A 14,043-nucleotide genomic window follows, 5' to 3' on the forward strand; every position below is an offset into this window, starting at 1 on the left:
GACGGGCAACACACGGGCTTTGCCTGCCTTGTGAAGGGGCTCACAGGTTGCCTCGAACCTGGCTCGTCGTTCGTCAGCGACGCCCCTGAGGTCGAAGACCGTCGAGGAGGATGTCGAGTAGCCGGTCGGCTGCGACCGCGTGACCGGGCTGGTGCGCCACTGTGAAGATGCCGATGAGGCTGGCCGAGACCTCCTCGGCCGTGACGTCGGAACGAAGGTCTCCTGCTGTGCTGCCCGCATCGAGGATGGCAGAGATCGCGTTCAGGAGTTCATCCCGCGTCTGCGCGTGGGCGAGATCGCCGGACTCGACCATCGACAGCAGAGTGGCGAGCATTCCGTGCTTCGTGGCGATCCAGTCGCCGAAGAGGTCCATCCATCGCCGCAGCGCCACGGCCGGCGTTTCACGATCGAGCAACTCGTGAGCACCGTTCGTGAGCCGGATGACCTGGTCTCGGTAGACCGCCTCCACAAGGGATTCGCGGGTTGGGAAATGGCGGTAGAGCGTTCCGATGCCAACACCGGCTTCCCGCGCGATCGCGCGCATCGAAGGCTCGGCGTCTGCCGATGCGAGCACCCGGGTGGCGACGGCGAGCAGTTGCTCCCGGTTGCGCGCGGCATCCGATCGTGTTGCTCGGGATTCAGGAATTGGCAAGCGGATCACGCTCCGGTTAGGCTGAGTGGATAACCGGAGCATAGTCCGGATCGGGACGGCTCGTCATGACGACAGATGAGGAAGTATGCAGGAGTACAGCCGGGCGGTACTGCTCGAGACATTCGGCGGGCCGGAACACCTCAGCGTTCGGAACGTGGCAGAGCCACACGCGGGGCCGGGACAGATCAGGGTTCGGGTCACCGCCGCCGGTTTGAACCCGATGGACTGGTTCATGACGTCGGATGCCGCCACGGCGGCGAGGTTCGGCCTGACACTGCCGTCCGGCTTCGGAACGGACTACGCGGGTGTCGTCGATGAGGTCGCCTCCGACGTCACCGGCTACGCCGTGGGCGATCGAGTATTCGGCGCGGCGCTCTCCCGAGCGATAGCAGACCACGTCGTGGTCGACGCGAATGGCGACATCTCGACCGGAGTCGCCCACCGCACGCCCGATGGCGTCGGTGACCGGGTCGCCGCGACGCTGTCCATCGCTGGCAGCACCGCGGCCGCGGCTCTCGCGGTGCTGGATCTCGGACCGGACGACACGGTGCTGATCGGCGGCGCCGGCGGCGGGGTCGGGGTTTTCGCGGTCCAGCTGGCGCGCATCGCAGGCTCCCGCGTCATCGGCACCGGCTCTGCCTCGTCGGCGGACTACCTCCGGAGCCTCGGCGCCGAACCCGTGACATACGGCGACGGTCTGGCCGGTCGGATCCGCAATCTGCACGGGGAGCCGGTGACCGCGGCGCTGGACCTACACGGGACGGACACGGTTCAGGTCGCGCGTGAGCTAGAAGTCCCCGACAATCGCATCTGCACCATCGCGGCTCTCGTCGAAGGCGTGACCGCGGCCAACGGCGCCAATGCCGGGCCCGAAGCCCTCGACAACATCGCACGTCTCGTCGCAGCCGGTCGAATCCAGGTGCCGATCGCGGCGAGTTTCCCGATCGACGAGATCCGAACGGCGGTGGAACTACAGGCGAGCCGACACGTCCGGGGCAAAGTCGTCATCGACCTCTAGCCAACGGTCTTCATCTCATCACCGGCGGCCAGCGATGAGCGATCCATTCGTACCAGTCGCCGAAGCCGACGGGTGGATCACCGATCGGATCACTCCCGTCGAGCTCGCCTGGCGTTGGGGTATCGAACTTCGCGGCATACTCGGCAAGCTCGTCGTCAGACATGGGCCACGTGGCGTGGGGCCGTTCTTCCAGGCGGGCGTCGAGGCGCTTGCGCTGCTCGTCCGGGGTGAGCGTGAAGTACAGGATCGTGACGGCGGCTCCAACATCTGCAGCTGCTTGTCGTAACGCCGACCGTTCGTCCCGACTCCAGAGGCCGAAGTCGATGATGACGTTGATGCCGAGCTCAAGTGCTCGTAGGCCGATGTGGACCAGCCGGCCTTCGATGACGTCTGAGGCCAGCTCCGGGTGCTCGAGGCCATAGAGAGCCTTCATCCACTCGTCCTTGGTCAGACGAAGTGCGCTGTGCTCGACCTCGAGACGTCGAGCCGTCGTGGTCTTGCCGGTACCCGGCAATCCGACCGTCAGGAAAAGCGTTGGTCTTGTCATTCAGTGCCCTCGCTGCGAAAGTACGGCGGTGCTAGCTGTCACCGGGCTGCCCACGACCATCTGCCGTCGGTCGGCGTCCAAAACCGCTGGTATGCCGAGCGGGGTGGTGACCAGGTCCTCGACGTGACCGAGTGCGAGCCCACCAACGATCGGCACGTTCAGGCCATCGAGATGGTGGTGAAGTACGTCGAGGATGCTCCACCCGCGGTCCTCGAAGCCCCGAAACTGATCGATGCTTCCAATTGCGAGACCGGTGATGCCGTCCAACGCTCCTGAATAGATCAGCTGCGTCAAGGCTCGATCGACCATCCCGAGGCCGGCCGCCTTGTTGATCTCGAGGAGCAGGATGCAGCCGGCAAGGTCGAAGGGTACGACTCCTACGGCACGCGCGAGCATTTCCAAGTTTCCCCCGAAGACGATGCCCTCCGAACGTCCTCGTGTAGTCAGGTCCGCGGAAAGGGCGCCAGGCTCGCTGGTCACCGTTGTCGTCCCGCCGTCCATGAGAATTCGGCGCACATCGTCCCTGTGCTTGCCCGAGATTGCTCCGTGCAGCGACGGCACCTGCACCGTGTGCCACAGGTGGTGCAGAGCAGTAATGTCGCTGAACCCTACGATGGGTTTCGGATCCTTGACGAGCGCGACCAGGTCCACTCCTTTGGTGAGGCGGAAGCTCCCGCATCCTCCCCGAGTCGCTACGATCGCCCTGATCTCCGGATTTCGGATCGCCGCATTCAGGTCCTCAAGCCGGTCTTCATCAGTACCGGCGAGGTAGCCGTGGTGATCCAAGACGTGTTCACCAACGGACACGCGCAAACCCCATGATTCGAGTTCCTTCGCCATCGCCGCGGCCTCGGAGTCGTGCGGCCAGCTCGCGGGTGAAACCAAGGCGACTCCATCACCAGGAGAGAGCCGAGCGGGCATGAGGGCGTTGGCATCCACGAGAACTGACCATAACTCGAGGCACCGTCTCGACGACGGAAGCCGTCTCCACTTGAGTCGATCCGACTGAGTCGGGAACGCGCCGGTGGTTCGTCGCAGTTGCGGAGCGGCTGATACTGAGCCGCGCACGAGCCCTTCCAGCTGCAGGATGAGCCGCTAGCGCGGGGAATACGCGGTTCCAGCCGATCTGTACGCTACGGTGGGCCGACATTCCCCGATGCGCGGGGACACTTCATGGAGACAAAGAGTGTCCGACTTTCCACCTCCCGTTGCCCCACCCCCAGTACCTGCACCACTACATGACCAGCCCGCATCGGTGCCTTTGTTGGACAAGCCGTATTACGGCGCATCGTTGCGCGTTTCGTTCACGAGGTTTTGGAAGAAGTACGTCACGTTTACTGGCCGTGCGAGTCGTTCCGAATTCTGGTGGTGGACGCTCGCCTGGGTCGTGGTGTCCGCTCTACTTGGCACCGGTGCCCTCGGGGCCGGCCCGCTGGCCGTGCTCTCGGGCATCCTCCACTATGCGTGGCTGGCCGCCACTATCGTTCCGTTCGTCGCGCTGACGTGGCGTCGCCTGCACGACTCCAACTTGAAGGGGTGGTGGGCGCTTCCCTTCCTGATCGCAACCGTCTACATGAACGCTGCGACAGCTCTCGGTTGGGAGACACTCGCATCGAGGGCGCACCCCATGAACCCCGGAACCGTTGTCGCCGATCTCATCAGCGCCGCCGTTAGCATCTACTTTCTGGTTCTCGTGCTCCGGGCATCGAACCCGAACGGAGCGCGCTTCGACGTGTGACCATTGCCCGGTCGAAGGCGATCGGGGTTTGGCCAGCGCTTCAGGCGATCTTCTGCAACGTCCGCGGGCGGGGCTCCGTACTCGTGCAGGCATGCCCCGCGAGTCTCGCGTTCAGTTCACACACGGGATCGATGCCGAGGACATCACTCCATTGGTTCCGAACGTGTTCGACGGCGCCGGGGTCGCCGCGGGCGAAGCATCAGAGCGACCAGATGATGGCTTTGACGACCCCGAGGGATCCGACGATGGCTTGGGGCTCGGTGTCGACGAGGCGTCCGAGGCGGCAATCAACTGCGCTGTGGTCGTGCGCACCTGGCCAAGGTCGACGACGTTGACGTCCTGACCTTCTTCGACCCCGAACGATGAGATCGGCAGGGTCTCGAAGCTCACTCCGCCTCCACCGAACCTCTTCGCATCGGAGGCGAGGCTGAGCAGATCGAGGTTGGAGTCCACAGCGATGTCGTTCTTCACTGTGCCGAGCATCTTCTCCATCACACTGAAGTCGTCGAACACGTTCTGGTGCTCCAACTTGTTGGCCAGGGAGATGATGAACGCCTGCTGTCGCCGTTCCCGGTCCAAGTCGGTCAGATTCACATCGGAAGTTGTCGTGTCGCGCCTCTGACGCACGAACGCGACCGCCTGCTCTGCCGTGAGCTGCTGAAGTCCCTTGACGAAGTTCGCGCCCGAGTACGTATCCGCGGTCGCCGCGTTGAGGCAGACCTGAATCGGCTGCACCGCTTCGGCAAGTTGATAGAACGCGCCCATCGTCACCTCCACGAAATGGTTGATCTTCACGTTCAGGAACTGGGAGACGGTATTCACCTCCTCCACTCGGGCGGCCGAGCGTGCCTGCTGGTACGCATCCGCGTGCGAGAGGTTGGGCTGCGTCTGTGTCAGGCGAGTGAGCGTTTGATCGAGTTGCAGGCCGTATGCCTGTTTGATCTTGCCCATCGACGCGCCGTCCGGCGCCCCGGGGAGGCTCACCCAATCGTCGCGGGGAATGGAGATGCCCACTGGATGCCCGGCACCGGCAGGTATGTGCAACAGCATCAGAACGTTCGAGTTGTATCCGCCGTCGTCGGCGGTGCCGGCGTGCAAGGCGTTGTACACGTCCGCAGGTAACGCGTCCCCGTTCTCATCCACGCGGCTGTCCAGCCCCATGACAAGGATGTTCGTCTCCTCCGTGTTCTGAGTGGGCCCCAAGCTCGTGCGGTGGATACCGCTCGACAACTGCTGGTACTGCGCGAACACGACGACCCCGCCGGCGACAAGCATGAGCACCACCGCTACAGCCAGTCCTGCGATAATCCGTCTGCGCCGATACTTGCGGTTTCGCCCGACTGCTGACGGCCGAATGGCTGGGTGGTCCGGCATCCGCGACGGTGCGCGATCGTCGGAACCGACCGGCTTATTCGCCGCAGTCTGCTTCGACGTGTCGACGCGTGCGATCTTGCGCGGGTCGATCGGCCTGCCGTTCTTGTAGTAGGTCACGCGCCACCTCTCTTGCCACAGCTCGCTGCAGCATCCGTGCGGAGGATCCGACCGTAGGCATCCGTTCTGAAGGAGCGATGAACCAGCATGAGCGAACTCGCAGCGACACGCTGTCCGAACCGCTGCGTGCTTGTATGGCTGCCGAGGTAGCCTCCTCGTGGCTCACTTCACGGAGCACAAGAGGGGGATGCGCCTATCGGGGCGCCTCGCCAGGTTCGATTTCCTGGATCCTCCACTGGCGTCCTAGATGCATTCCAACGTCGGCCTCTGGGCGTGACTCCCTAGGCTCCAGCCGCACTGATGATGAAGTCGGTGGCGAAGCCGGCGACCAGTCCGACCAAGATGCCGATATAGAGCACGTACCCGCGATTCATCTTGAGGGCGACGCCGACCAACTGCACGAGCACGTAAACGATGGATCCCGCGGCGAGAGCGAGGAAGACGAGACCGAGGGCGTCGTTGACCACGACGCTGCCGAGCAACGTTCCGATGAGCGTAGGTCCGCCACCGATCACGCCTAGGACTGCCAGCTGCCGCCATTTCGGCCGTGTTGCCGAGGCGGCCATCGGAGCGGTGATGCCGAAACCTTCGGTCGCGTTGTGCAGGGCGAAGCCGACTACGAGCGTGACCGCCAACTGGAGTTGGCCCGCCGCCGCCGATTGCCCGATCGCGAGCCCCTCCGAGAAGTTGTGCATGCCGATTCCGACCGCGATGAGAAAGGCGAGCCGGCTCGCCGGTGCGCCGAGCCTGAGCACGCCATGGACGGGCCTGTGCTCGTCGGTGGGCCTGCCCGCGATCCAGCGGTCGTACGCCACAAGGCCGAGAAGACCGACGGCGAGCCCGATGAACAACAGCGCTGAGAGCCCGGCGAACGGCCACCAGGATCGGCCGCCGCTCGAGGCTGCCGTGAGCGCGGCATCCACAGGTTCGACCGCGTGCGCCAAGACGTCCCAGAGCAAGAAGAGCAGAACACCCACCGTGATGGCGTTGAGCAGAGCCCTTAGGCCCGCACCGCGTGCTCGAAGCCGGCCGATCGGCAAGCCGATGAAGATCGTGCCACCCGCGATGATGCCCATCACGATGACGGTTCCTGTGGTCACGCACGCTCACTCTCGACTCGGATACTTAGGCATACCTAACCTAATGGACGGAATGAGCCACTCCCGACGCCCTGTTGAATCATGAAGTGCGGCGCGCGTGCCGTCGTGCATTTCCCTCGCTTAGGAGCCGCCTTGGAGTCGGTTATGGACCCTCCTCCGGGCGTCGAATCTTGACGGTTCCTGGGTGGTGGAGGCGTGCGATCGAAGCATGACGGTTCTCGTCCCTGGCAGCACTCGGTCGCCGGTCAGTGGCCCGGAGAGCGCCCCGGAAGCGCCGGTTCGCAGGCTGTGGGATCGCGCACTCCTGCGTCTTTCGGTGTTCGGCGCGGCTACCGTCTGTGCGGCCCTGCTGGGGTGGTTTCGTCTTCCTTCGGCGGCTCGCGATACGGTCTGGGCCGAAGACGGCAGGCTGTTCCTTGTCGGCGCGGAGCAGCATGGGCTCTTCGGCGCGGCGTTTCTCCCGTACGCGGGTTATCTGCAGTTCGTGCCCCGCTTGATCGCCGGCGCTGTGGTGCAGGTGCTTCCGGCGTCCCAGTGGGCGCTTGGGATGACCGCTGGCGCCTGCCTCGCTGCCGGCATGATTGCGTGCGTCGTGTTCGTCGCCTCGCGCGACGTGCTGGCGAGCCGCATAGTTCGAGCGGTTCTTGCGTCAGTCGTCGTGCTGATTCCGCTCGGTCCCCGCGACGTGCTGGGTACGCCGACGAACCTGCACTCCATACTCATGTGGATGCTGTTCTGGCTGCTCTTGTTCTCGCCGCGCAGTCGACGGTCCGCAACAGCGATGAGCATGATCGGTCTCGTCGCCGCACTGAGCGAGATCCAGGCCGTCTTCCTCGTACCGCTTCTGATCCCCGCGGCCCGCAGACGACATGGCTGGCTTCTCGTCGCCGGTCCAGCCATCGGCATGGCGGCGCAGCTCGTGGTCACCGCCCTTGCACCACGAAGCCTGCCATCAGCACCCCAGGACTCACCCCTTTCGATCGCCGAGGGATACCTCATCAACGCGGTCGTGTCGAACGCGCTGCCGCAGAGCCTGGTCGGCCCGTTCGTCGCGAACGGCGGTCTTGCCGGCGCCATCGTCGTCCTCGCCCTGCTCGCCGGGCTGCTGGCCATCGCCTGGGGTCACACCACCGCACGGCAACGCCTTGGCATCCTGGCTGCGACCGCGCTCTCGACGCTGATCTGGACAGCATCCGTCGTTGACAACCCCGCGTCGTTCTACGACTACGCCACCCTGACGCACAGCGAGGCGATGCACCTTTGGCTCACCAGATACGGGGTCGTCCCGGCGATGCTTCTCTTCGGTGCCGCTCTGCTCGCCGCGGATGCCCTGCTCCGGGCAGGCGGCCCGCGGTTCCGGCGAGCGCTGGCGATCGTGACGATCCTCTGCGTCGCCACCTGCCTGACGATCAACTACATGCCGACCTGGACGCGACGATCATCGGGGCCGAGCTGGTCGCAGCAGATCCCCGCGGCACAGGATGCCTGTGCCGACGCACCCGATTTGAGAACGGTCGCCCTGCACGAGACCCTCGGGTGGCAAGTGCCCGTCCTGTGCAGATACCTCCACGACGCCGAGTGAAGAGCCTGGCGGTGGCAACGCCGAGACCAGCGGTACCAGGAGTGCGCGGCGCGGTCGTGCCGCGCAATCGAGGACCTCAGCTGCCGACTCTTGTGGTCTCAGGGACCTCCGCCGCGGCAGGCTCTGCTGGGACGCGCCCGCGCCGGTTCTTCAGGCGTCGGAGTAGTGCGGTCACGACGATGGGCAGTACCGACACCACCACGACAAGCACCATGAGCACGTCGATATTGCTTACGACGAACGGTATGCCGCCGAGGAGAAGTCCCAGGACCACCATGACGATGCACCACGCAGCAGCACCTGTCACGTTCCAGAGCAGGAATCTGCGGTACGGCATCCTCGCCACGCCTGCCGCCAGCGGCACGTACGTGCGCACGATTGGCACGAACCGGCCTAGAAGCAGGGACGGAGCCCCGTATCTGGCGAAAAACGCTTCCGCACTCTCGAGATGCTCCGGTTTCAAGATGCGCGCGCCCGGCTTGAAGAGACGCCTGCCGAAGCGCTTACCCAACCAATACCCGGCCTGATCGCCCGCTATGGCCGCCACGATCCCCACGACCGCGACCATCCACGCCTGGATGCCCAACTGAGGAGCCAGGATCGCTGCGGTGATCAAAAGCGAGTCACCGGGCAGGAACGGAAACAGCAGCCCCGACTCCACGAATACCAGCACCCCGATGCCCAGCAGCACCCAGGGGCCGAAGGCGTGCAGCCAACCGGAAGCATCCAATAGCGGGATGCCGGCGTGAAGAATCATCTGGTGCCTTTCGAACTCGTGAACCGTCTCTCTCCACCGTGGCTGGAGGCCACCAAGAACCCGCACAGTTCAGCGCCGGCGAGCATGTGGATCGGCGGTGAATTCGCCGAGAGCTCCGTCGGGTGGCCAACGGCTAGGCCGCTTCAAACCCCGTGCGCGGCCCCGCTGGTGAATGGCGGCAGCTCTAGGTGCGCGCGGCCGACTACCCGCGATGCGCTCGTGAGCGCGGCGTGTGGTTCAGGACGAACGTACGAGGATGGTGCTGCGTGCACCGGTGATGTCGGATGTGATCGACTTGGCCATCGGCTGCGCTGGCGGCATGACGAGATCGGCCAGGCGGCACTTGCGTGTCCGCAATCCTCGAGTGAGATCGTCCTCACCACCCAATTGCCGGCTGAGCCGAACTGGCTTGTCCGTGACGCCGTTGCCGCTGCAAAGGAGATCGAAGCGGCGGGTGGCCGGATCATCGAGCCGAGCATCCCGATCCCCGTTGGCCATGTCTCGATCGCGGAAGATCCTTTCGGAAACAGGCTCGTACTGGTCGACCTCGGCAACGGCCTCTATCAGACCGACGAATCCGGGCTAGTCACCGGAGTCCAGCACAAAGACTGAACGATTGCGGATCCGCCAGCGGTCGAAGTCTGGCGTCACGCTCTCGGGATTTTGTCGCCTTCTCGAGGATCGCGAAGGATTGTGTGTGTGGACATGATCCCGCTGCGGGCATCGACTTCGAGCGCCGCGGTACTGTGCACCTGTCGATGGTGAGCCTGGACTGCCATGCCGGACCTTGGGTCTTCGATCTTGATGTCAGCATCGGCCGGCGTCACGCGAATGGTCGGGCCTAGGGTGAGTGGCGTGGAATACGCCCCGCGCACTGACCCTGCTGCGATCGAAGATCTGCGTCGCCGGCTGCGCGCGACGCGTTGGCCGGCGTTGCCCGGCGACCCCGAGTGGAAGCTTGGCGTCGACCCGGCCTATCTTCGTGAGCTCGTCAGCTATTGGGCTGACGGCTTCGACTGGGAAGCGCGCGAGGTGGAGTTGAACCGTTTTCCGCGCAGGTTCGTCGAGATCGACGGGCAGGGCATCCATGTGGTTCATTCCGTTGCTGGCCCTGAGGCGCCTGCGTTGCTTTTGGCTCACGGCTGGCCCGACTCGTTCTGGCGCTACCTGAAGGTCATTCCGCTGCTGGCCGCCGATTTCAATCTCGTCGTCCCCGACATGCCGGGCTACGGGTATTCGGATGCCCCGGTCGGCGAGCCGTTGGACGCACGTCAGGTCGCGGCGCTGTGGGCCGGTCTCATGACCAGGCTCGGCTACGAGAAGTTCTTCGTTGCCGGCGGCGACATCGGATCCGGCGTCGCCGGGTTCCTCGCGCTTGATAACCCGGAACGGGTCATCGCTGTGCACCGTATGAGTGCCGGGTTGCCCGCGCCCGGGATCGATCCGACGACGCTTAGCGCTGCCGAGCGCGAATGGCTTGCCTCAGTCTTCGCATGGAATGCGGCCGAGGGCGCCTACGCGCAACTGCACCGCACCAAGCCGGACACGCCCTCGTTCGCGCTGACGGATTCGCCAGCCGGTCTTGCCGCGTGGATCGTCGAGAAGCTCAACGGCTGGAGCGAACGGGGCATCAGCGCGTACACGATGGACGAGGTGCTCACCAACGTTTCGATCTACTGGTTCACAGGCACGATCGCCACCTCGATGCGCATGTACCAGGCGATGGCGCAGACCTCGCCGGAGCAGGCCGCGCGTCGCATCGAGGTTCCCACCGGCTACTCAATCTTTCCCGGCGACATCAACCAGCCGCCGCGCGAGTGGGCCGAGCACACCAGCAACCTCACCCGATACACCCGGCCGGAACGCGGCGGCCACTTCGCCCCATTCGAAGTGCCCGAGCTCTACGCGCAGGAACTGCGGGACTTTTTCGGCATGTTCTCGTAACGCGACGTGCCCGCTGTGCTGGGCAGTGCAACGCATGCTCGGTCACGCCTCCCCGGCCATGGCTCTCGACGCCTACAGCGACCTCTTCGACGAGGACCTCGACGTGCTCAAGACGTCCGGCAAGCTAATGCGGCCAAACCGCTTCTGAAACGCACGAACGGCAGCCATCCAATGACTGCCGTCCCCAGTGTTTACAAGGGAAGTAGGGCGGACGGGACTTGAACCCGTGACCGGCGGATTATGAGTCCGATGCTCTAACCAGCTGAGCTACCGCCCCTCGAGCGCCCCCGCGATCATTCCGTCGCAGCAGCAGGCGCGACATCGTCATCGACGAGATCGGGCACCGGTTCCCCACGATACAGGCACTCGAACGTGTTCAACGTGCGCTGGATGTCGTGGGCTGCGATGAGGCGCAACGACTCCTTCTTCATCGCCGTGAGGTCGTCGTCGGACATGCGGAAGATCCTCGCCAGCTTGTCAGCGAGGTCCTGCGCGTTGCCCGGCTCGAACAGGTAGCCGTTCTGGCCGTCGTGGACGAGATGCGGGAGAGCCATCGCGTTCGCCGCCACGACCGGCAGAGCGGATGCCATGGCCTCCATCGTCACGATGGACTGCAATTCTGCGATCGAAGGCATCGCAAGAACGGTCGAGCGTGTGTAGGTGGTTCGGAGATCGTCTTCGGAGACGTACCCGGTGAACGTGACGTTGCCGGATGTCCCGAGCTGCTCGGCAAGCTGCTCGAGATTCTTGCGCTGATCGCCGTCACCGACGATCTCGAGCTTCGCGTCGAGATCGGGCGGGAGCAGAGCATGCGCGCGCAACAGCACGTCGATGCGCTTCTCGCCCGTGATGCGCCCGACGAACACGATGCGATTCTCGGTGCGGGGCGCGAACGACGGCTTGTACTCGTGCGCGTCGATGCCGCAGGACACTGCGTAGACGTCGCGCAAGCCCGTGTGCGCCTCGAGAAATTCGGCGGCTCGATGCGTCGGCGTGGTCACGGCCTCGGCGCGCTCGAACGTGCGCCGAACCGACTTCCACGCGATGCGCACAGACCAGTCCTGAAGCCGTTCGGGGATGAGCGAGAACTCGAGCATGTTCTCCGGCATCAGGTGGTTCGTGCCGATGACGCGGATGCCCCGCTTCTCGGCTTCGATCGTCAGACCGCGCCCCACGATGACCGGAGACTGGAAATGCACGACGTCGGGCTTCACTTCGTCGAGAACGCGAGCGCTGTTGCGCTTGATGCGCCACGGCAGAGCGAAACGAAGCCAAGGGTGTGGTGGCCAGCGCCAGCTGTGCAGCCGGTGCATGACCATCCGCTGACCGTCATGCTCCTCGATCCAGGTGCCATACCGTCGCCCAGCCGATGGCGCCATCACGTGCACCTCGTGACCGCGAGCGACGAGACCGGCTGCCAGCCGCTCCGCGAAGCGTGCAGCGCCGTTCACGTCGGGGGTGAAAGTGTCAGCGCCGATCAGAACCTTCAGGGGCTTGCGCTGCGCCGCAGGGGGAAGCGGAGGTTCCGCAGCCGCGTCGCGTGAGTCCGTCAAGGAGCCGTCCTTTTCATATTGGGGCTGGCACGATCATCGCACCGGGAGCCGAGCCCGGGCGGGGTACAACGCCCTAGTCTATGCAGCCCCTTCACCGGCCGGCCGCTCAGAAGTGCTCGCGTCGCCATTTGACGGGAGCCCCGGATGCACACGAGCGAGCAGGAACACCCCGACGATGGCCACGGCCCCGGAGACAAGGAACGCGATCACCTGCCACAGCTCAGCGCCTGCCGCCTCGTTCAAGATGACGATACCGACGGTGACCGCGACGAGAGGATCGATCACCGTCAGACCGGCGATCACCAGGTCCGGCGGCCCGGAAGCGTAGGCGTTCTGCACGAAGTACGCGCCCAAGCCGACCGCCGCGAGGAGTGCGATCACGCAGAACAGCGTCAGGGCGTCGAACTCCTGCTGCTCGAGGCGCGAGATGACCGACTTGGCCAGGGTTGCGACGAACCCGTAGAGCACGCCAGCGCCCACCACGTAGCTGATGGCCGGCAACTTCTTGCGAAAGAAGCCGAACGCGAGCCCGAAGAGCACGAGCACTACGCCGAGCACGATGAGGATCTCGATCAGATCTCCCTCGGTCACCGGCACTTCCCGTGCAGCGAAAGCCGCGATGAGCACGAAGGCGCCCACTCCCCCAACGCAGAGGCAGATCGCGAGGATGGAACGCTTGTTCAACCGGTTGCCGCTCACCCTGACATTGATGATCGACGTGATGACGAGCGAGACGGCGCCGAGCGGTTGCACGACGATCAAGGGAGAGAACGCGAGGCTGGTGAGCTGCAGGGCGATGGCCAGACCGAGCAAAGCGGTGCCGAGCATCCATGACGGCCGTGCGAGCAACAGGGTCAGCTGTCGCACCTGGAGCCCTCCACGACGCCCGTCGTGGTCGGTGCTCCGCTCCACCTTGGTGACGCCCCTGTGCTGCAGTTGAGCGCCGAGTGAGAGGAACACAGCGCCGAGCAGTGCGATCGGGATGCCGATGAACTGCCGGGGCTGGAGGGCCGTGAGGTCGTTCGACGATGCGGCAAGGTCGAAGATCACGCAACGACACTAACGGCAATGCGCGCCGATACCCTGGTCGAATGGCCGTTCTTCCGATCCGCATCTGTGGTGATCCCGTGCTGCACTCCCCCGCCGCGGAGGTCACGGAGTTCGACTCCGGATTGGGCGACCTGGTGCAAGACATGTACGAGACCATGGCTGCGGCTCCCGGTGTCGGACTCGCCGGCCCCCAGGTCGGAGTTGCCAGACGCCTGTTCGTGTACGACTGGACGGACGAGTCCGAGGCCAGGCACCGCGGCGTCGCGATCAACCCGGTGCTCTGGATAGCACCGGTGCCCGCGGGCGATGCCGACCCCGAGACCGAGTCGGAAGGATGCCTTTCCTTCCCTGGCGAGCGTTTCCCGCTCCGCCGCTCCGCGGGCGCCATCCTGCAGGCCGTCGATCTGGACGGCAACCCGTTCGAGGCGCGAGCGGACGGATGGCTCGCCCGCATCTTCCAGCACGAGTACGACCATCTCGACGGCCTGCTCTACGTCGACCGCCTCACGGACGGATACGCGAGGACTGCAGCGAAGGTGGAACGGAAGCGGGGCTGGGGCATTCCCGGACAGAGCTGGCTTCCCGGGGTCGACGACCTCGACGCCTGACGC

At 64.9% G+C, this 14,043-nt stretch carries 14 protein-coding genes and 1 tRNA gene; 6 read left to right on the forward strand and 9 right to left on the reverse strand.

From position 1 onward, the window contains the following. Positions 1 to 73: 73 nt before the first annotated feature. Positions 74 to 652, reverse strand: a complete 579-nt coding sequence (locus ACO2Q7_RS02055) for a TetR/AcrR family transcriptional regulator (protein WP_423353974.1) — start codon at positions 650 to 652, stop codon at positions 74 to 76. Positions 653 to 806: 154 nt separating this feature from the next. Here ACO2Q7_RS02055 and ACO2Q7_RS02060 point away from each other — a divergent pair, with 154 nt between their 5' ends. Then, the gene (locus ACO2Q7_RS02060; RefSeq protein ID WP_423353975.1) at positions 807 to 1,670 is read left to right on the forward strand and encodes an NADP-dependent oxidoreductase; all 864 of its coding nucleotides are present in this window, start codon (positions 807 to 809) and stop codon (positions 1,668 to 1,670) included. 10 nt (positions 1,671 to 1,680) lie between these two features. Here the strand turns inward: ACO2Q7_RS02060 and ACO2Q7_RS02065 are convergent, their stop codons facing one another. Both ACO2Q7_RS02065 and ACO2Q7_RS02070 read right to left on the reverse strand, forming a co-directional pair. After that, on the reverse strand, positions 1,681 to 2,217 hold the full coding sequence (locus tag ACO2Q7_RS02065; protein WP_423353976.1) for an AAA family ATPase: 537 nt from the start codon (positions 2,215 to 2,217) through the stop codon (positions 1,681 to 1,683). After that, positions 2,218 to 3,156, reverse strand: a complete 939-nt coding sequence (locus tag ACO2Q7_RS02070) for a S66 peptidase family protein (RefSeq protein WP_423353977.1) — start codon at positions 3,154 to 3,156, stop codon at positions 2,218 to 2,220. It abuts the gene before it with no gap. Positions 3,157 to 3,472: 316 nt separating this feature from the next. Here ACO2Q7_RS02070 and ACO2Q7_RS02075 point away from each other — a divergent pair, with 316 nt between their 5' ends. Beyond that, positions 3,473 to 3,955, forward strand: coding sequence for a DUF805 domain-containing protein (locus tag ACO2Q7_RS02075; protein WP_423353978.1), 483 nt, complete (start codon positions 3,473 to 3,475; stop codon positions 3,953 to 3,955). A gap of 111 nt (positions 3,956 to 4,066) precedes the next feature. On the opposite strand, the gene ACO2Q7_RS02080 is transcribed toward ACO2Q7_RS02075, so the two are convergent. Next, positions 4,067 to 5,446 carry an LCP family protein gene (locus ACO2Q7_RS02080; RefSeq protein ID WP_423353979.1) on the reverse strand — a complete coding sequence of 460 codons (1,380 nt, stop codon included), beginning with the start codon at positions 5,444 to 5,446 and terminating at the stop codon, positions 4,067 to 4,069. Between the two features lie 281 nt (positions 5,447 to 5,727). Beyond that, a complete protein-coding gene (locus ACO2Q7_RS02085) occupies positions 5,728 to 6,546 on the reverse strand; it encodes a ZIP family metal transporter (RefSeq protein WP_423353980.1) in 819 nt (272 codons plus the stop codon). A 208-nt stretch (positions 6,547 to 6,754) separates the two neighbouring features. Between ACO2Q7_RS02085 and ACO2Q7_RS02090 the strand changes: the two genes are divergently transcribed. Then, the gene (locus tag ACO2Q7_RS02090; protein ID WP_423353981.1) at positions 6,755 to 8,128 is read left to right on the forward strand and encodes a hypothetical protein; all 1,374 of its coding nucleotides are present in this window, start codon (positions 6,755 to 6,757) and stop codon (positions 8,126 to 8,128) included. A gap of 76 nt (positions 8,129 to 8,204) precedes the next feature. Here ACO2Q7_RS02090 and ACO2Q7_RS02095 read toward each other — a convergent pair whose 3' ends face one another. Next, the gene (locus tag ACO2Q7_RS02095; protein WP_423353982.1) at positions 8,205 to 8,885 is read right to left on the reverse strand and encodes a DedA family protein; all 681 of its coding nucleotides are present in this window, start codon (positions 8,883 to 8,885) and stop codon (positions 8,205 to 8,207) included. 3 nt (positions 8,886 to 8,888) lie between these two features. Between ACO2Q7_RS02095 and ACO2Q7_RS02100 the strand changes: the two genes are divergently transcribed. Together ACO2Q7_RS02100 and ACO2Q7_RS02105 are read left to right on the forward strand one after the other, a co-directional pair. Further along, positions 8,889 to 9,497, forward strand: coding sequence for a VOC family protein (locus ACO2Q7_RS02100; protein ID WP_423353983.1), 609 nt, complete (start codon positions 8,889 to 8,891; stop codon positions 9,495 to 9,497). A gap of 243 nt (positions 9,498 to 9,740) precedes the next feature. Then, positions 9,741 to 10,829 carry an epoxide hydrolase family protein gene (locus ACO2Q7_RS02105; RefSeq protein ID WP_423353984.1) on the forward strand — a complete coding sequence of 363 codons (1,089 nt, stop codon included), beginning with the start codon at positions 9,741 to 9,743 and terminating at the stop codon, positions 10,827 to 10,829. Between the two features lie 203 nt (positions 10,830 to 11,032). Here the strand turns inward: ACO2Q7_RS02105 and ACO2Q7_RS02110 are convergent. From ACO2Q7_RS02110 to ACO2Q7_RS02120, 3 genes are all read right to left on the reverse strand, one after another. Further along, positions 11,033 to 11,106 (reverse strand) — tRNA-Ile (locus ACO2Q7_RS02110). 16 nt (positions 11,107 to 11,122) lie between these two features. Next, positions 11,123 to 12,382 carry a glycosyltransferase gene (locus ACO2Q7_RS02115; protein ID WP_423353985.1) on the reverse strand — a complete coding sequence of 420 codons (1,260 nt, stop codon included), beginning with the start codon at positions 12,380 to 12,382 and terminating at the stop codon, positions 11,123 to 11,125. A 78-nt stretch (positions 12,383 to 12,460) separates the two neighbouring features. Beyond that, a complete protein-coding gene (locus ACO2Q7_RS02120) occupies positions 12,461 to 13,432 on the reverse strand; it encodes a DMT family transporter (RefSeq protein ID WP_423353986.1) in 972 nt (323 codons plus the stop codon). A gap of 41 nt (positions 13,433 to 13,473) precedes the next feature. Here ACO2Q7_RS02120 and def point away from each other — a divergent pair, with 41 nt between their 5' ends. Continuing rightward, positions 13,474 to 14,040, forward strand: coding sequence for a peptide deformylase (def, locus tag ACO2Q7_RS02125; RefSeq protein ID WP_423353987.1), 567 nt, complete (start codon positions 13,474 to 13,476; stop codon positions 14,038 to 14,040). Positions 14,041 to 14,043: the final 3 nt, after the last annotated feature.

This window comes from Rathayibacter sp. KR2-224 (assembly GCF_049446075.1).
Classification (GTDB): domain Bacteria; phylum Actinomycetota; class Actinomycetes; order Actinomycetales; family Microbacteriaceae; genus Humibacter.

Bases quoted from the DNA above. Each gene is read 5' to 3' on its own strand.
- ACO2Q7_RS02095 (WP_423353982.1), bottom strand. From the start codon at position 8,885: ATGATTCTTCACGCCGGCATCCCGCTATTGGATGCTTCCGGTTGGCTG.
- ACO2Q7_RS02090 (WP_423353981.1), top strand. From the start codon at position 6,755: ATGACGGTTCTCGTCCCTGGCAGCACTCGGTCGCCGGTCAGTGGCCCG.
- ACO2Q7_RS02065 (WP_423353976.1), bottom strand. From the start codon at position 2,217: ATGACAAGACCAACGCTTTTCCTGACGGTCGGATTGCCGGGTACCGGC.
- def (WP_423353987.1), top strand. From the start codon at position 13,474: ATGGCCGTTCTTCCGATCCGCATCTGTGGTGATCCCGTGCTGCACTCC.